11 protein-coding genes and 2 pseudogenes are annotated in these 19,247 nt (G+C 34.2%); all 13 read right to left on the reverse strand.

All coding sequences use genetic code 11. The annotated features are described in order from the left end of the window. Positions 1-19 precede the first annotated feature (19 nt). Positions 20-916 carry a carbohydrate kinase family protein gene (locus FNW38_RS14930; protein ID WP_144064769.1) on the reverse strand — a complete coding sequence of 299 codons (897 nt, stop codon included), beginning with the start codon at positions 914-916 and terminating at the stop codon, positions 20-22. Between the two features lie 94 nt (positions 917-1,010). Continuing rightward, positions 1,011-2,753 carry a RagB/SusD family nutrient uptake outer membrane protein gene (locus FNW38_RS14935; RefSeq protein ID WP_144064768.1) on the reverse strand — a complete coding sequence of 581 codons (1,743 nt, stop codon included), beginning with the start codon at positions 2,751-2,753 and terminating at the stop codon, positions 1,011-1,013. Between the two features lie 9 nt (positions 2,754-2,762). Then, on the reverse strand, positions 2,763-5,909 hold the full coding sequence (locus tag FNW38_RS14940; RefSeq protein ID WP_144064767.1) for a SusC/RagA family TonB-linked outer membrane protein: 3,147 nt from the start codon (positions 5,907-5,909) through the stop codon (positions 2,763-2,765). A gap of 12 nt (positions 5,910-5,921) precedes the next feature. Beyond that, complete coding sequence (locus FNW38_RS14945; protein WP_143386080.1) at positions 5,922-7,523, reverse strand: glycoside hydrolase family 32 protein; 1,602 nt, start codon at positions 7,521-7,523, stop codon at positions 5,922-5,924. After that, positions 7,507-8,844, reverse strand: a complete 1,338-nt coding sequence (locus FNW38_RS14950) for a sugar porter family MFS transporter (protein WP_143386079.1) — start codon at positions 8,842-8,844, stop codon at positions 7,507-7,509. The genes FNW38_RS14945 and FNW38_RS14950 overlap by 17 nt, the downstream gene beginning before the upstream one ends. A gap of 351 nt (positions 8,845-9,195) precedes the next feature. After that, on the reverse strand, positions 9,196-9,630 hold the full coding sequence (locus FNW38_RS14955; RefSeq protein WP_143386078.1) for a hypothetical protein: 435 nt from the start codon (positions 9,628-9,630) through the stop codon (positions 9,196-9,198). A gap of 339 nt (positions 9,631-9,969) precedes the next feature. After that, complete coding sequence (locus tag FNW38_RS14960; RefSeq protein WP_143386077.1) at positions 9,970-11,511, reverse strand: glycoside hydrolase family 32 protein; 1,542 nt, start codon at positions 11,509-11,511, stop codon at positions 9,970-9,972. 55 nt (positions 11,512-11,566) lie between these two features. Further along, positions 11,567-11,710, reverse strand: a pseudogene (locus tag FNW38_RS18015) (IS3 family transposase); the annotation flags it as partial. Positions 11,711-11,728: 18 nt separating this feature from the next. Continuing rightward, positions 11,729-12,255: pseudogene (locus FNW38_RS14965) on the reverse strand (glycoside hydrolase N-terminal domain-containing protein); the annotation flags it as partial. Positions 12,256-12,441: 186 nt separating this feature from the next. Then, complete coding sequence (locus FNW38_RS14975; RefSeq protein WP_143386074.1) at positions 12,442-13,692, reverse strand: glycoside hydrolase family 27 protein; 1,251 nt, start codon at positions 13,690-13,692, stop codon at positions 12,442-12,444. A gap of 116 nt (positions 13,693-13,808) precedes the next feature. Further along, positions 13,809-13,994, reverse strand: a complete 186-nt coding sequence (locus FNW38_RS14980; protein WP_143386073.1) for a hypothetical protein — start codon at positions 13,992-13,994, stop codon at positions 13,809-13,811. Positions 13,995-14,905: 911 nt separating this feature from the next. Continuing rightward, the gene (locus tag FNW38_RS14985; protein ID WP_143386072.1) at positions 14,906-17,632 is read right to left on the reverse strand and encodes a hybrid sensor histidine kinase/response regulator transcription factor; all 2,727 of its coding nucleotides are present in this window, start codon (positions 17,630-17,632) and stop codon (positions 14,906-14,908) included. Between the two features lie 301 nt (positions 17,633-17,933). Further along, the coding region (locus tag FNW38_RS14990; RefSeq protein ID WP_144066705.1) for a hybrid sensor histidine kinase/response regulator transcription factor at positions 17,934-19,247 on the reverse strand (1,314 nt) is incomplete at its 5' end.

Raw genomic sequence — 19,247 nt, forward strand, 5'->3', positions numbered from 1 at the left:
TTATGCTTAAACTATTTTGTCAAAGCTTCATGAATTTACTTATTTCTTTTTCGGAAATCTTAGGATTGGCTCCCTCATGACCAGCTACTAATGCCCCAACTGCACAAGCATAATTCAACGATTTTTGTGGTGACTTTCCTCTGAGCAATCCTACTATTAAAGACGCCAGAAAAGAATCTCCTGCCCCTACGGTATCAACCACTTTTATAAAATAACCACTGTTGTAATAAAATTTATCATTGTAATACAAAACGGCTCCAAATGCCCCTTTGGTAACACAAACATGTTTCGTATTCGTTTTTTCAGCGATGAATTTAATGTTCTGCTCAAAGGAATTATAAGGTGATTCCAATTGCTGACTTATCTCATATAATTCTTCATCATTAAGCTTAATAAAATCAGCTTTTAACATCAATTCATTAAGTACGTCTGCAGTATAATACGGAGCTCTTAGATTCGCATCCAAAACTTTATATTTTGCCTTATCCAAAAGATTATATAAAGTGGCTCTAGACACTTCGTCTCTGCATATTAAACTCCCAAAAACAAAAACATCAGCTTCTGAAACCTTTTCATCCATCTCTTTGGTTACTATAATTTTATCCCAAGCAGACGGATATGAAATATCATAAGAAGCATTCCCTTTTTCGTTAATCATTACATGAACAACTCCCGTTTTATATTCGTCAGCTATTTGAATTAAATCTGTACTAATATCATTGTCATTAATAAAAGACATAATTTCTTTTCCTCCTTCATCTGCACCAACACAACTTATAATCGCTGTTTCTGCCCCTAAAGAATTCATTCGAAGTGCAACATTCAACGGTGCCCCTCCTATTTTTTTATGCGTTGGAAAAAGATCCCATAAAACCTCTCCAAAGCTAACTACACTTAGCATGTATTTTGTATTCATATTATAAAATTTAAAAATTAAAGGCAAGTATAAAACTTGCCTTTAACCTAATTTAAAACACTAACCCAAACAAACATTATTATTAACCTTATTTTTAATACCCGGGATTTTGTTTGTATAAACCTCCAGTAAAATCAATTTCTCTTTGAGGTATCGGATAATATTCATCCCTACCCGCTGTGAACTTAGCATTTGAAAGAAAATCTTTTTTCGTTTTTTCCTTATTAAGGTAAGCATTCAAAACTTGTTCTGCAATTCCCCATCTTACAAGATCAAAAAATCTAGCACCTTCCATTCCAAACTCCAATCTTCTTTCAAACATCAGTGCTTTCATAGCATACTCTTTTGACGGAAAAGAAGCGTATTGAGCAATTTTATAAACATCTGAAGCTCCCGCTGCTAATGGCATTGTAGTACTGGCCGCAGCTCTTGCTCTAATTTGATTGATTATAGGCAATGCTTCAGTATATCTGTTTAATTGTATTAATGCCTCCGCTTTAAATAATAAAACATCTGCATATCTGATAAAATCAACATTCTTTGAAGTACCGATGAATGGTCCGTTTTTCACATAACAGGAACAGTCCGGAGATTGTTGCTCTTTCATATTGCCAAAGTACCCATAAACCCCTGGATCTCTGGCCCAACTGAATTTGTAAACCATATCACCCGAATTTTTCAGGGTATTTTTATATTTAAATGGTCTTCCCGGAACGCCCACTGTATGGTCAATTCTAGGGTCAATTGTAACTCCAGAAGCTAAAGGTGCATCCCCATTGCTGATAGTATTAAAAATATCTGAATCGTTAAAAGTATCCAACAACGGCAAACCACTTGTTGCATCCGTTCTAAAGGCATTTACCATATTCTGGCTTGCCATGTGAAAACCACAACATCCATAAAGTGGTGTACCATGAGGAGAATTCAATCCTGTTACAAAACTTACTCTTCCTGTATTTGTTCCATCATTGATAGAAAATTGTACTGCCCAAATAGATTCTGGTCCATTATCATGACCGTCTAAAAAGTTATTCCCAAAGTCTGTTTCTAAACTTCCGGTTACTTTATCCGCATAATCAATAACTTCCTGTAATCTAGCTTGATTAATACTTGTAACCTGATGCGTATCATTTTGCTCATAGGCCTGATACAATCTTAATTTTGCTAAATAGGCAGCTGCCGCATTTTTATCAGCTCTACCAACTTGCTCTTGTGATTGCTCTAAATTATCGAATGCAAAAAGAAAATCATCTGCAATTTTATTCCATAAATCCTCATTTGACAAATCATTAGAAGTTTTCAGAATCTGTTCCTGAGTTAAATCTTCGGTGATGTAAGGAACTTTTTTAAACAATAATTTCAACATAAAATGAGAATGTGCTCTTAAAAAACGCAACTCCGCTTGTCTCACTTTTTTTAGCGGATAATCAGCATCAGGAATCGCATTGATTACAGATAGAGCAAAATTGGCTCTTGAAATAGCCTTATAATGATTGGTCCAGGTTCTAGGCAACATCCAATCTCCATAATCTGGGGTAGTCAGATTATATTGCTCATAACGATCCACTACATCAACATCTCCTCGACCCCCTCCGCCTTTGTAAGCATCGTCTGATCGTACACTTCCATAAACCCATTGGTGTGTTATTGGCCCCACCATTTCATCGTTTCCAATTGCGGCATAGGCCGCATTAACAAGGGCGTCTGCATTTTCAGCTGTCGCCACATTTCCGGATGATAATACTCCGGTAGGTTCATAATCTAAAAAATCTGAGCTACATGATGCCAAAAATAGAATTGACAAGAAGCTGATAACTATTTTATTATATTTTTTCATGAGAATTAATTAAAAATTAAAGTTTACACCTAATGACAAAGTAGTAGGCACTGGTATTCTGTTAACATCTGTTCGCTCTGGATCGGAACCTATATAGCCCTTTGGAGTAAACCAAAATAGATTTTCCCCTTGTGCATAAACTCTGCATCTGGTTATAAATCCGGTTTTGCCTACTAAACTATCCGGAAGAGAATATCCAATTTGTAGATTTCTAAGTTTAAAATAGGAATTATTTCTAAAAAGATAATCTGAAGTCTGGGTGTCATTATGTGCCAAAGAAAGAGACGGTACATCCGTATTTGTATTCGTTGGCGTCCAAGCGTTAAACGTTCCTGGCCCTGCATTTTCTCTACCTTGAACAAAATTGTTCCAGTAAATATAAGGATCAACTCCAATTCTTCCTGCTACTCCGGAACCAAAAACGGAGAAGTCAAAATTCTTATACGCTAAACTAATATTAATACCATATTCTAATTTTGGAAGTGTTGTACCAATAAAAGTTCTGTCATCAGAATTTATAGCCCCATCACCATTGATGTCAACAAATTTTATACCTCCCAGTCTAGAACCTACTTGAGTTGCATGAGAATCGATGTCTGCCTGACTTTGGAATAAGCCATCCGTTTTAAAACCGAAAATTTCAAATTGTGAATGACCAATTATGGAGTTTATGGCTGTCCCAGGATAAGCTGCCCTAACTTCTTCGGGTAAATCTGTTATTTTATTTTTTGTTGCACCAAAATTTGTGGAAACATTAAAATACAATCCATTTTCTAATTTATCAGCATATCCCACTGTAAGTTCCCAACCCTTATTTGCAGTTGAAGCTCCATTTACGAAACGTTGTTGCCCTTCTCCTACAGCAGATGCAACTGGCGGTTTAATTAAAATCCCTACTGTGTTTCTTGAAAAATAATCAAATGAACCCGATAATTTATTTTCGAAAAAACCAAAATCAAGACCTACGTTAACCTCTTTGGTAGTTTCCCATTTTAACCCTGAATTAGCGGCTTGTATCGATACAAAACCAGAAGGTAAATTCCCTGTATTAGTTCCATTCAAATCATAGGCAGTTCCAACATTATAATAGATATTGAAAAACCATGGATCAAATACATTTTGATTTGGTCCGTATCTAGCTTCATATAGTCCAAAACGAGCATTGTCACCAATGGATTGATTCCCCACTTCTCCATAACCAGCACGCAATTTAAGGGTTGAGATTGCTTTAATATTCTTTAAAAATTCTTCATTATTAATTTTCCAACCTACAGTAGCGGCCGGAAAAATACCATATCTGTTGTCTTGTCCAAATCTTGACGAACCATCTCTTCTTATGGTGAATGTAGCCAAATACCTGTCTGAGAACGCATAGTTCACTTTACCAAACTGAGAAAGCAGTCTGCTACCTGTAGAAAAACCATTATTTGTTCTGGCTCCTGTAGCGGCAGAAAGTGTAAAATAAGATTCTGACTCTACTGCAAATCCCTCAGCGCGAGCATATAAAGTATTCAAATCGGTTTTAGTCGATTCTGTACCTACAACTACTCCAATTTTATGATTTGAAACTTTCAGGTTATAGCTTAACGTGTTTGAAATCGTTAAACTTGAATATTTATTGGTATCGAAAGCCAAACTATTTGATGTTCTGTTAACAGAACCATTATTTACAGTTGGCTCAATATCTTTTTTGCTAAAGTCATTAAAATCAATACCAACACTGTTTCTGAAGGTAAGATTTTTCAAAATATCTATTTCTGTAAAGACATTTCCATACAAAGACATTTTTCTGTTGTTATCCCATCTGTTTAGATATTGCATCAATAAAGGGTTATTCCTATCGGAATATCCTGCCCCAGATGAACCTGCAAAATCTCCCGAATTAGTATAAACCGGAATTGTAGGCGCATATGTTATTGCTAAAGCTGGCACTGGAGAACTACCTATATCTGTTGAAGCACTTCTTTCGTTAGACTGTGTAAATTGAGAATTCACACCAAACCTAACTTTATCATTGAACAACTTAAAATTGGCATTAAGTCTGGCTGAATACCTTTCATAATTGGTATATTTCAACATTCCTGAGTTATCTAAATACCCCATGTTCAATACCGCATTTGCTTTATCAGATCCACCGGATACCGATAAATCATTGTTAATAAGCAATCCCGTTTTGTATACAGTATCCTGCCAATCCGTATCTCCGACAGGCACATTGGTATCACCACCAACATAAGGCTTAACGGTTACGCTGTTTAACACTGGGTTATTAAAATCATTATTCCAGTCAAAATTATATATTTCGCCATACCCACCAGTTGGATCTGCATTATCATTTACTGATGCCTGCCACAAAACCTTACCTCTGTCCAGTGCATTAAGCATTTTATATCGTTGCTTTTTCTCAGAAAGCACTGAGACATTAGTCCCGTAAGAAACGCTCGTCACCCCTTTTGCAGCATTCTTTGTTGTTACAATGATAACACCGTTTGCAGCCCTGGATCCATAAATAGAGGAAGCAGAGGCATCTTTCAATACTTGAACAGATTCTATTGCACTTGGATTTAAACTGGCAAATACTTCCGGTCTTACCGTAGGAACTCCATCAATCACATACAATGGATCTGTATTTCCCAGCGTACTTACCCCCCTGATTAATATTCTGCTGTTCGCTCCACTTGGGTCACCAGATTTTTCAATAGTCAATCCGGCAACTCTACCTTGTAAGGCTTGCATAGCATTTCCAGAGCTCATACTTTGACCTGTTATAGGTTTTAAATCTACTACAGTAACGGCTCCTGTTACATCTACTTTTCGCTCCTTTGAATATCCTACTACAACAATTTCGGTTAAACTTATTGACTCCGGTTTTAAAACAACATTGATGGACTCCTGTCCGTTAACTTTAATTGTCTGAGTTGTGAAACCAGTAAAACTAAATACCAAAGTAGCATTTTTATCTACATTGTTCAGTTGATAATGACCATCGAGATCAGTTGCAGCCCCAATTTTTGTTCCGGATACTGTAACAGATGCACTAGGGAGTGGCATTCCGTCATCGGAAGAGGTCACCACTCCTTTTATTCCTATGTTCTGGGCCGTAAGTGAAAAAAAGGAACCCATTAAAATTAAATAGAGGATGATTTTTCGTTTCATAATTTAGATAGTTTAGTTAAAATTTAGTTGGTTAATTGTTAAATTTTCAATAGTGAAATTGAAATTTTCTTTAGTGACTGAAAATGTTTCCATTGGTTTTTCCGGGAAAAATATTTCGGTCATAACTGTTTGTCCGTTATTGTAAAATACTTCGATTGAGGTTTTATCAATTAGTACTCTTACATCCATTTTATCAAAATCTTCGGTAAATGGTGCTTTAGAAATTTGCTTTGCAAAAACATCTGAGAAAGACAAATCCCCAGACTTCTTTCTATCAATAAAAAAGTACTTCTCTTTTTTATTGATACCAAAATGTATTGCGTTATTAGAATCATTGGAAAGTGAAAAAGTATACACGTCTTTTTTCAAGTTCTTCATTGTAAATTGAATATCTAATCTTGATAAATCAACCAGTGACTTATCAATTAATACGGTTTTTTTCTCATTAATTTTAAGCACCTCTTTTTTTATAGTTTTTGAAACATAATTTTGTAATTCTCTAACCGGCTGAGAAGAAACTCTGAAATGATTTCCTGCTTTTATAAGTTTTAATTCTCTTGGTAGCGTCATGCTCCCTCTCCATTTTTCTGTAGGAACTTTATTAGCATATTGCCAATTGGACATCCAACCCGTAAACAACTTCCTACCATCTGTCTCTGAGATATTTGACCAAGTAACACCTGCATAATTATCTCTGCCATAATCAATCCAAAGCGATTTATGCTGTTTCAAATCCTGAGAAAAGGATTCATCCAGTTTAAATGTTTTACCGTCAAAATCTCCAACAAAATATTGAGTGGCCGAACCTCCATTAGGTCCTCCTGGATTAATACTCAATAAAAGCACCCATTTATATTCATCAGAACCATCTACAAGCATTGGAAAAAAATCTGGGCATTCCCAAACACCTCCATGAGCCCCAATACCTTTTCCAAAATCAGAAAGCAATTCCCAATCTTTCAAGTTTTTTGATGCATAAAAAATGGTTTTATCCCCTGCCGCCAAGACCATTAACCACTGCTTGTGAATATTATCCCAAATCATTTTTGGGTCTCTAAAATCCGGAATATTTATATTCTTGATCACTGGATTATTCTCATATTTAGTCCAAGTCAATCCTTCGTCTAACGAATAAGCAATCCCTTGTGATTGTGTATCGGTCTTACCCGCTTTCTCTTTTACAGGATCGTGATAGGTAAACATGGCTACAATGGGCGGGTTTTGCAAACTACCAAAACCAGAGGTGTTTTTTAAATCAACTACAGCACTTCCCGAAAAAATGTACCCTTTTTCATCTGGATAAATAGCTATTGGTTTTTCTGTCCAAGTGATAAGATCATTACTTATAGCGTGTCCCCAATGCATTGGCCCCCATACATTTGAATCCGGATAGTGTTGAAAAAAAAGATGGTAATATCCATTATAATAAAACATTCCATTGGGATCATTCATCCATCCTTTTTTTGGTGCAAAATGAAAGTTTGGTCTGTAAAGTTCTTCCTCTGTATATACTTTTTTATCCAAAAGCGAAGATTCTTTACAACTAAATAAAGCCAGTAATCCCATTGCACAACATATCGACAAGAAGTATCTTTTTTTAGTTACTGTAATCATAGTTTTCTTTTTTTATTAATTTTTTACTTAATTCTTCTAAAGAAATTCCTTTGGTTTCCGGCATTAAAACTGCTACAAACAAGAGTTGAAAAACCATCATTATTGCGAAAAACAAAAACACAACTCCTGGACCTATCGTGGAAAATAAAAATGGAATAAGAGATGGAATTATTGCTGCTAAAATCCAGTGTGTCGTACTCCCAAAAGCTTGTCCGGATGCTCTAAGATGATTTGGGAAAATTTCTGAAATAAAGACCCAAATTACTGCTCCTTGACCTATTGCATGCGAAGCAATAAATAAGAACAAGAAGATTGGAACTGCCATTCCTTGCCAATGCAAGAAGAAAGCCATAGCTACAAGGCTAAGGGAAATAATATATCCTATTGAACCAATGTACATTAAGACTTTTCTGCCCAGTTTATCAATTAGAAAAACACCTATTAGGGTAAAAATTAAATTTACAACACCAATTCCTATACTACTCAACAAAGCGGTACTTTCTCCTAAACCTGCTTCTTGAAAAATTCTGGGCGAATAATATAAGAAAGCATTAATCCCGGATAATTGATTAAAGAATGCGATTAGAAAAGCCAGGATTAAAGGCGTTCTATATTTTTTCATAAAAATATTCTCATTGGCAGTAACTGAATTATTATCAAGATGAATTTCTGAAATCAATTTTTCTACATCATCACCAGGATACATTCTTTGTAAAACACTTCTAGCTTCCTCATTTCTGGATTTAGACAGCAACCATCTTGGACTTTTTGGGATCATAAAAATAAATAGTGTATAAATAAAAGAAGGAATTGCTTGTACTCCCATCATCCATCTCCATGAATTTTCACCGGTATTTCTTAACAAATAATTGGAAAGGAAGGCAATCAGAATTCCTAAAACAATATTAAATTGATAGAAAGCAACCAATTTACCTCTATCTTTTGCTGGCGCAATTTCAGATATGTATGCTGGTGCAGCAATTGTAGACGCTCCAACACCAAGCCCCCCAATAAATCTAAATACAGCAAAAACAATTGGATCATTTGCAAAAGCAGAACCAATCGCAGAAATGAAAAATAAAATTCCTATCCATAATAATGTATTCTTTCTTCCTATTTTATTAGTTGGTATCCCTCCGAATATTGCTCCAAAAACGGTACCCCACAAAGCCATCCCCATAACTACTGTTCCATGGAAAGCATCAGAGGAATTCCATAAAGATTGTAGCTTTTTATCAGCTCCAGAAATAACAACTGTATCAAAACCAAAAAGGAATCCTGCTAATGATGCAATCAGAGACCAAACAACAATTTTTTTCATTATCAAAAAATATTAAATTAGATTGCTAAGATATCCGCAAAAGTTTTGCTTGTATTTTGAGGATGTTACAATTTCATTTAATACTGCTATTGGATCAGAAATAAAATCATAACTACTTGTTTTTAAGAACATTACCATTAAAAACAAATAAAGAACTATTTCGTTATAGTTTGATTATGTTACCCTTCTTATAATTATGTTACTCCCGTTTTAAAAAATAATGGATGTTCCTCAATTAAAAAAAAACCTACTTGATGGATTTTATTCATTTAATGAAATTTTAAATTTATTTTTAAAAGAAGTATAAAAATAATCGATAAAAAAAACGAATTTATTAAGCAATTCACACTATTACCTTATTTCAAAAAAAATTGCGGGGATGAAATACAAAATAACCATAAAACCTAAAGCATTTTTATAAATCGATTCACAGAAAATTGCATTGAGAATAAGAAAATTGAGAATTAAAAACGGTTCAATATATTTTTTGTTCCGTTTTGCTTCAGCAAAAAAATTGAACTCAGGTATTGAAGAATTAAATCCAACGACTAAAGAAAACAGCCCCATTAAAGCACAGACAAAGTCATTTAACATTGTCGTCCTCCGGCACACCATCTTATGGCTTACATGCACAGCGGTTTCCCAAAACCATGCAGAGTTTAGCTTTTCATTGGTACCATTCGGATAGCTCCGTAACGAAAAGGTCATCGCTATACATTCTTCCTGCCCCGCAGGCTTCACTTGATTTTTCGATTGTTTTTCGACCTTTTTCCATAAAAAAACCATCAAAATTAGATTTTGATGGTCCTGATCTTAACATTAAGTAATATGACTGTCCGGTACTTGTACCAAGCTACATCTTATGAATAAATTTAGCTGTTTTGTCATTTCGACGAAGGAGAAATCACATAACGAGAGCAACTAATGAGATTTCTCCTTCGTCGAAATGACAAAATTAATTACATTGGTATTAGTAACGGACAGTCATATTAAGTAAATAGAAAACGTGCGCTCTTTTATAAACGTGCTTTAAAAACGAACTGAATTTATTTCTTCACTGAGCCTTATACCATAAGCTAATAAAGATTGGAAACGCTGCAGATAAACATTGACTATAGCCCACTTTTATTTAAAAATTTTTAAGTCTGAAAAAGTTACTTCTCCATTATCTGCAAAAATAGCCCATGGATTTTGATTCATTTTATAAATCCGGTTCGTAAAAGCTATTTCGTCATTAATATATATAACGCATACTGAATTTTCAGATACAATGGTAACATCAAACTCTTTATTGGCCGAAACGGTTAACGGTAATTGAGTCAGAATTAGCGGAGCTTTACTTTTAAAGACTCTATCCAGTCTTAATTGATTTTTGGCTAAATCGAATACAATGGCAAATACTTCGCTTCGTGTTTCACACGCTCCAAATTCAAAACCAAATTGAGTGGATGATGTCGCTTTTATATGTGCTTTAATCTTAAATGCTCCCGTTTTTCTGTCAAACACTGAAAATGCTTTTTCAATGCCATTAGCCTTCAATGTATATGCATCACCTTGTTTTACAGTTCCGAAATCCTTTACCGGATTTAAAACTTCACTTGTAACAAACTTGTTATTTACACCCTCGGGGATAGATACACCAAAAGTTCCGTCTGCATGCTGAATAAGGCGATGTGTCACTAGCGAACCAGCCCAATCAAAAATAGCGGCATCACTGTTTTTGTTTTTAGTAGGACACCATCCTGCTATATAACGGTTTATACCATCGGTAACTGTTTTTCCAGCATAGAAAGCAATTCCATCTAACTTATTATTTACAGGAGTAATCCAAGTATTGGCTGTTAGCAGACGGTATTTATAGTGTACCATTCGATCATCAATATTAGAATAGATCAAATACTGATAATCACCCATACTAAATACATCAGGACATTCTGTTATAAAGGTAGTTGTATCCTCATAAAATGGCTTTTCCAAAGTCCAATCTCTTAAATTGGCAGAACTGTATTGAGCGATTACTGCTCGCCATGGTACAGTACTGTTAGAAACTAAACCAACCTCAGAACGTGTCGCAATCAACATTTTATACGTTCCTGTACTTTTATCTTCTATCACGATTGGATCTCTAAATTCATTGCGATCATATCCCCAAGAAGCCTGCAATAAAAAGGAAGAATCTTTGGTCCAAGTTTTTAAATCCGTAGACGTTGCAAGCATAATTTTTTCTTTAGGATCAAGGTTTCCGTTATGCCCTGTATAGAATGCATAATAAACACCATTCAATTTAAAAACCGATCCAGTTCCCAATGCACCATCCTGATCGGTAGCACTTCCTGCAGGAATCATTTCGCTATTGTCTGCAAATGACGCAAAATCAGTCGTAGTTACTTTATACCAAGGATGAAACGTAGGTAATGTATTTCTTGCGTCTTGCAAATAGAAAATATGGAATTTTCCATTTTCATAAAATGGTATAGGGTCACCAACCCAACCTAATGTTGGTTTAAAGAAAGTTACATACACCCTGTCTAACTCATTAGCTGTTTGGCAAGCTGGAGCATTTGTTCCTACAATAGGGTTTCCATTTACCGGTTTATCATCTTTACTACAATTATAAAATAATACAAAACAAAGTGGAAGACATAAAACCTTAAGATTTATTTTCATATTTTGATGGTTTACGAGAATGGATATGCAAATAAAAACTGCACATTAAGTTAAGCTACATTTTGTAATTAATTTGATTGTTAAATTCTTCAATATTTTTATAATTCAAAGCAGAATGTCTTCTTTTTCGATTGTACCAAATTTCAATATATTCAAAGATTTCTAATTTCATTTGTTCTTTAGAAATCAGTTTGCTTCCATTAATAGCAATCTCTTTGGCGTAGCCTGCAAAACGAATTCCTAAATCGCCATCACTACCCAGCAACTGCCAGGTCATGGTAATGGTGTTTCCATTCGAAAAGAATTTCGCATTTTCTTTTCGATCCAATATAACCTTAAAATTTAAGGATTTGGATTTGGTGGCGCTTAAGCGAATGATTATCGCCTTTTGCGGTACACTACTCAAAACTTCTTCTTTAAAAGTAATGCCGTCTTTTTTCCACTCGGTTACAGCCAGGGCTTTATCCAGATGCAATGTTCTTTTATAATCAGAAACTGTTCTGACGCTATCTTTCCAGTTAATCAACAAATTTCCGAAAATCTGGCAACAGCCGAATCTTGCCTTTGCTCCATTTCCATAAGCAGAACCTTGACAAGCACTGACAAAATAGCTTTGCAACAACTTCTGGGCTTCCTTATTTTTTCCTTCTTCAGCAAACGTTGGATTTCCGGTAAATGCTGTGAAGCATCATCTCTATTCGGATTTTCGACTCCACCCGACCACATCGAGTTTTCGTTCAACATGATACGCTCTTTAGTAGGATTGCCATAAACTATAGCTCACAAATGCCCATTTCCTAAAGGCATGGACTGAGTAAAATGAGTTGCGGGTGCATCAAATTTGATCTCCTGATCAGTTTGTGCATAAATGCAAGACGCAGACGTAAAAAGAGATACGAATAGAAGAACTTTGTTTTTGGTACGCATGTATTACACTTTTTTCAGTCGAAACATCTTTGTTTCATGACGCTGCACTTTTCCATTCCATTTTTTGCCTTTGCCAATCACTTTGTGTTCCCACAAATCTTTTATTTCGTAGGTTTCATTCAATCCCAATTCGGCAAAATTTATTTTTGATTTCTGGATGGTTTCAGAACGGTTTACAATTGCGATTGCAGAATCACCATTTGCCAATGGTTTTACAAATACGCTCCAAGTGTCATTCTTGATTTTACAAACTGCCTGTTTGCCCAAAGCATCCTGATTGATGGCAATTACCTCATCATTTAATAAAATACGTTTGGTTTCGGCATTCATATTCCGAACATCGTTAGATGCTGCCAATGGAGAATTCATGATAGACCAAAGACTCATCTGGCTTTGGTATTCGGCATCGGTACACCCAACTCCACCAAAATCACCCGAAGGTCCTTTTTTACCATAAAGCCCAATCACGAGCATATCCATATCATTCCAATGTCCAGGTCCAGCATAGGATGCGTAATCTTGGGAAAAATCTACAATATCTAATATTCCGGCTCCCTCAGTATGCAATTCTTTAGCTGTTTTCACTGGCTTAAGACTTCTCCATTTATCCCTGACATCACCAGTTGTACGCCATAACTGGCCACCAACCTGTCCTCCCCAAAGCCAAGGTTTGCGGTCACCCCATTCGCAAATACCCAACACAATATCACGTCCGCTTTTGCGCAAAGCATCCGCCATTTTTTTGTAACGTGTTTTGGCAATTTCCATATCATCGGGAGCGCCGCAATAGTCGTATTTCAAATAATCAATCCCCCAAGAAGCAAAAGTTTTCGCATCCTGTTCTTCAAAATTCAAACTGGCAGTATAGCCCCCGCAGGTTAACGACGCTGCATCCGAATAGATTCCTAATTTCAATCCTTTGCTATGCACATAATCCGCAAGTGCTTTTATACCCGAAGGGAATTTTTTAGGGTCGGCAATAATGTTGTTTCTGTTATCTCTTCCGCCCTGCCACCCATCGTCGATAAACAGATAATCATAACCGGCTTTTACCATACCACTACTTTCCATGGCATCTGCCATTTCGCGTATGTCTTTTTCATTAAAATTATCAGCAAAATAGTTCCAAGTCATCCAACCCATCGGCGGTGTTGGTGCCAATAAAGAACCACTAGCTGATTTGGTTTGTGCTTCTATACTTCCATTACTCAAGCAGAGTGCCATTACGATAAGGCTAAAAATTTGTTTTTTCATAATTTATAGTATTTGTTTTTTATTTAAATATTCACATGCTAGAAACCTAATTTATAGACATCCCTATCTTAAAAGACTGTCCATTCTCGAACTCAAGAAAGTTTTTACATTTATGTTTAGAATTTATTCAATTTTGATTTTACTTCATCAATTATTTTTTCTGAAGGAATCTCTTTTAACATTTTTAAATTAAAGGTGCTTAACAGCTTATTCAGCTCCTCTATTTTTGCATGATTTCCTGACTGTTTAAATCCTTCCTGAAGTACGTGTTTTTTTTCAAAATCCTGTATTCCTTTTTGCATAACGCAAATTATGACCGGCAAAATCATAAGGCTAGTTCACATAAATTGGCAAACCATAGCCATTCACTTCCCAACCCGCTGGTATGCGAAAATCCGTCTACTTGGTATCATCATAATCGAGTTCGAAAAAAATTAGCCGACTTTTCTCTGTTGTATTGTTTGGCTTTTTCCATATTTTCAGTTCCAGATTAATTATCGTTACTGCAATTATAAAACATTGCATGACAAAGAAAAAGACATAAAAACTTAAGGCATATTTTCATATTTTGTTGATTTACGAGAACTATCAAATATCCTAAAGACACTCAACACCCCGAGGTTAAATAATTTTTATAAAAATGATTAGTTAAGAAATCAAAAACCTTCTTCGAGTTACTTACATAAATACCAATGCTAAGTCTAATGAACTTGTACTTGGTCTGTTTTTTTTAACAGCTGTGATAACTTTACACTAATATCATCAAATGGATAGTTGCCTTTAAAACAAAAAACACACCCCTATCCCGAAGCCTCGGGACTCTCAAGAGGGGAATTCGACCCTGCTAACATTAAACCTTTAGTTGTTTTTTATGTAAATAAGTCGAAACCTTCTTATTAATTGATTAAATAACGATTAGTCGTTCTCTAACTTTTTTACAGAGGGAATTAAAATCAACTAAAAAATTCAACTATATTAAAAAATTAAATTGAACTGCTAAGATATCCGCAAAAATTTAGCTTTTATCTCAAGGATGTTGCTTTTTCATACAATGCTTCTAAAAACTATTTAAAAACTACTAATTAACTGTATATCAAATAATTAAATATAAAAACATAAAAGCAACTACTTCGTTGTAGTTGCTTTTATGTTACATGAATTATAATTATGTTACGCTATTATTGCAAGAAGAAAGTGGTTCCATAGAAAAAATCTATTTTTTATTTTTATATTCTTTCGGGGAGACTCCAAATTTATTTTTGAAAGAGGTGGAAAAATAATTTGGTGATGAGAAACCAACTGCATAAGCAATTTCTGAAATGTTCTGGTCTGATTTTTTTAACAGCTCTTTTGATTTATCCAATCGCATATTGTTAATATGATCACTGACACTGATTCCTAATATAGCTTTAACTTTTCGATACAATTGTACTCGTGAAATAGTTAAACTACGGGCAAGATCTTCAACAGTATAGGCAGAATTATCCAAGTTTTTTGCAATAAGATCATTCAACTTTCTTAGAAAATCCTGTTCAGAAACACCAAAATCACCATCCTCAATATTTAAAATATTATTGGTATAATAAAACCGTAGTTTTTCTCTATTAAAGAGCAATCCTTTTATAGATTGAGCTAATACTTTTAAATTGAAAGGTTTTGTCAAAAAGATATCGGCTCCGCTTTCTAAAGCCTTTAAATAGGATTCCTGATCATCTGAGGCGGTAAGTATTATAATAGGAATATGTGACGTTCTTAAATCTTTCTTGAGTATTTCACAAATTTGAAAGCCATTCTTTTCAGGCAAATTCAAATCACAGATAATAATATCTGGAATTAACTCCAATGCTCTTTCAATTGCATCGGTACCATCAGAAGCAAAAAAAGTATATTCTGCTGAAAATTTATGAGACACAAAATCCAAAAGTTCCTCATTGTCCTCTATATATAAAATCGAATATTTATCTTCGGTACTTTTGGGTTCGACACTTTGAATAAACTCCGAATCCAGATAATCCGGCTCATGAACAAAATCCAGAATTGGCTCTTTTATTATATATTTTTCATCAAGATGCTCTTTTCCTAATGGTAATGTAATTACAAATTCTGCTCCATTTTTTGAATTAATTTCTATTTTCCCTTTGTGCAGTTCGACAAAACTTTTTGATAAATGAAGTCCTATTCCAGAACTATTTCTGTAATTATTTGAACCTTGATAAAAAGCATTAAAAACCTCCTTCAACTCATTTTCCGGAATCCCTATACCCGAATCTTTAAAGTAAATTTTAACGGTACCATTGCCTTTATCTTCTTTTATTGCAATCGAAATTTTACCCTTTTCAGGAGTGAATTTAAAGGCATTTGACAACAGATTAAAATAGACTTTATCCATTAGATTTCGATCTATATAAACTTCCCGTTCCGGATTGTTGGTTGTCAATGAAAAATCAATATTTCTTTTCTTTGCTTCCCTATCAAAATCACCAATGATACTTTTCGAAAAATCTAAAATATTAGTCTTTGATGCTCTCAGAATAAATTTTTGATCCTCTGTTTTTCTATAGTCTAATAATTGATTGATTAACCGGAGTAATCTTCTGGAGTTATTATACATCAGATTAATTTCCTTATTCACGGAAGCCCCTTTATTTTTAAATTCGTTTCCCAAAGATTCTATGGAACTCAATATCAACGTTAAAGGCGTTTTGAATTCATGAGACAAACCGGTAAAAAAATTAAGTCTTGCTTCGTTACTTAGTTTTAGTTCTTCAGAAAATTTTTCAATTTCATTCCTTTGACTAACAACTTTTTTATTTGTTTCTTCTAATTCTTTCTTCTTACGACGAATTGTGATTCCAGAATAAATGCTATATATCGCTAAACTTAGCACAATTACAAATAAAGAAATTAAAAGTTTCAGAAGATTATTCTGAGTAGAGTATTTCTTTTCCTGGTTTTTTATAACACTTTGTTGTTGTTCAATATCAGATTGTTGGATTGTTATTTTATCAAATTGATTACTCATTATATCCGCATTAAGAGAATCTATCAATATGGTATTCAACTTGTTATTTTTAGGCACAATCTCTTTATTAAGTATCCTTAATGCCAGTTTAATGGCTTCACTACCTCCTGTCGGGTACAAAACAGTACTCTCCAGAGCCCCTTCTTTAACTAATTGAATTCCACCATACGGACCGTTCAGGCCATCAACCCCTATAAATTTTATTTTCTTCTCTAATCCTTTACTTTTGGCAATTTTCCATGCATTATAAGCTATTATGTCATTAAAAGCATATACATAATCTATAGTGGGCAAACTGTCCAATAACTTTATATAGTTTGTTTTAGGATGTCCAAAATCATCTGAATCAATAGTAAAAACTTTAATCCCCGGATATTGCTTAACAATCTGTTTAAATCCTAAACTTCTTTCTAATCCCGGCGAAATCTTAAGATCTCCTTTGATTTCAATCACATTGGCTTGTCCGTTCGAACTTGAAACGATATGTTTCCCGGCTAATCGCCCCACTTCAATATTATCTGCTCCCAAATATGCTGTATAATTTGGAGTATTGACTTTTCTGTCAACAATGATTACCGGAATGCCTTTAGCTTTGGCTTTCTCGATTACCGGAACAATAGAATCTGATTCAAAAGGAGAAATTATTATAACGCTAGATTTATCCTTAATCATCTTTTCTATATGGGCGATCTGTGTTTTCGCCTTTCGATTGGCATTATAAATCTTCAAACTAATTCCCGGATGAAGTGAGACTTCCACCTCCATAGCATGGTTCATGGATGTTCTCCAACCATTATCTTCAGAGATACTTTGTGAAAATCCTATTGCTATCACATCCTCGTCTTCCTCTGATGAGTTACAGGAGTTCAGTATACATAAGAAACCTGCCAGCAGTATAAAACAAACTCTTCTTGACATACGATTTATGGTTTATTAAAATAAAATATTTAGAGTAATTAATAGCTATTCTTGTAGTTGATTTTTCTGAATTCATATCCGTAAAAACAATCTTACGAATATAATATTTCTATAAAGTCCTAATAGGTTTTCAGACTTATGAATGCCTCCAATTGCATTAGTTTTTTTGCAGAAATCACATATCATTTTTATATTAAATGTCAAATGATACTTTAAAGCATTAAACAAATATACATTATTTTACAATTTGTTTATCCCATATCAGGTTTTTAAATCAAGGTAGATCAATAGAAAAAAATACCTATATTTTACTTTTATATTCTTTCGGGGAAACCCCAAATTTATTTTTAAAGGAAGTGGAAAAATAATTTGGGGAGGAGAAACCAACTGCATAAGCAATTTCTGAAATGTTTAAGTCCGCCTTTTTCAGCAACTCTTTTGATTTATCTAACCGCATATTGTTAATATGATCACTGACACTAATTCCCAATATAGCTTTGACTTTTCGATACAATTGTACCCGCGAAATAGTTAAACTTCGCGCAAGATCTTCAACAGTATAGGCAGAATCATCCAAGTTTTTCTCAATAAGATCATTCAACTTTCTTAGAAAATCTTGTTCAGAAACACCAAAATCGCCATCCTCAATATTTAAAATATTATTGGTATAATAAAATCGAAGTTTCTCTCTATTAAAGAGCAATCCTTTTATCGATTGAGCCAGTACTTTTAAATTGAAAGGTTTTGTCAAAAAGATATCGGCTCCGCTTTCTAAAGCCTTTAAATAGGATTCCTGATCATCTGAGGCGGTAAGTATTATAATAGGAATATGGGACGTTCTTAAATCTTTCTTGAGTATTTCACAAATTTGAAAACCATTCTTTTCAGGTAAATTCAAATCACAGATAATAATATCCGGAATTAATTCTAATGCCCGCTCAATCGCATTGGTCCCATCAGAAGCAAAAAAGGTATATTCTGTTGAGAATTTATGAGATACAAAATCTAAAAGCTCTTTATTGTCCTCTATGTATAAGATTGAATATTTATCTTCGGTATTTTTTGGTTCTACATTTTGGATAACCTCTGAGTCCAGATAATCCATCTCATGAACAAAATCCAGAACAGGCTCCTTTATTATGGATTTTTCATCAAGATGTTCTTTTCCTAATTGTAATGTAATTATAAATTCGGCTCCATTTTTAGAATTAATTTCTATGCTTCCTTTGTGCAACTCGATAAAACTTTTTGACAAATGAAGTCCAATCCCGGAACTGTTTCTATAATTATTTGAACCTTGATAAAAAGCGTTAAAAACCTCCTTCAATTCATTTTCCGGAATCCCTATACCGGAATCCTTAAAGTATATTTTAACGATGCTTTTAGGCTTATCTTCTTTTATCATAATCGAAATTTGACCGTTTTCAGGAGTAAATTTAAAGGCATTTGACAGCAAATTAAAATATACTTTATCCATTAAATTTCGATCTATATAGACGTCCAGTTCAGGATTGTTTGTTGTCAATGAAAAATCAATGTTTCTTTTCTTTGCCTCTCGATCAAAATCACCAATAATACTTTTTGAAAAATCTAAAATATTAGTTTTTGATGCTCT

Origin of the sequence: Flavobacterium gawalongense, from assembly GCF_007097265.1 — a bacterium.
Lineage (GTDB): Bacteria > Bacteroidota > Bacteroidia > Flavobacteriales > Flavobacteriaceae > Flavobacterium > Flavobacterium gawalongense.

Coding starts and splice junctions, on each gene's coding strand:
- FNW38_RS14930 (WP_144064769.1), bottom strand. CDS start 916: ATGAATACAAAATACATGCTAAGTGTAGTTAGCTTTGGAGAGGTTTTA.
- FNW38_RS14935 (WP_144064768.1), bottom strand. CDS start 2,753: ATGAAAAAATATAATAAAATAGTTATCAGCTTCTTGTCAATTCTATTT.
- FNW38_RS14940 (WP_144064767.1), bottom strand. CDS start 5,909: ATGAAACGAAAAATCATCCTCTATTTAATTTTAATGGGTTCCTTTTTT.
- FNW38_RS14945 (WP_143386080.1), bottom strand. CDS start 7,523: ATGATTACAGTAACTAAAAAAAGATACTTCTTGTCGATATGTTGTGCA.
- FNW38_RS14950 (WP_143386079.1), bottom strand. CDS start 8,844: ATGAAAAAAATTGTTGTTTGGTCTCTGATTGCATCATTAGCAGGATTC.
- FNW38_RS14955 (WP_143386078.1), bottom strand. CDS start 9,630: ATGGTTTTTTTATGGAAAAAGGTCGAAAAACAATCGAAAAATCAAGTG.
- FNW38_RS14960 (WP_143386077.1), bottom strand. CDS start 11,511: ATGAAAATAAATCTTAAGGTTTTATGTCTTCCACTTTGTTTTGTATTA.
- FNW38_RS14975 (WP_143386074.1), bottom strand. CDS start 13,692: ATGAAAAAACAAATTTTTAGCCTTATCGTAATGGCACTCTGCTTGAGT.
- FNW38_RS14980 (WP_143386073.1), bottom strand. CDS start 13,994: ATGCAAAAAGGAATACAGGATTTTGAAAAAAAACACGTACTTCAGGAA.
- FNW38_RS14985 (WP_143386072.1), bottom strand. CDS start 17,632: ATGTCAAGAAGAGTTTGTTTTATACTGCTGGCAGGTTTCTTATGTATA.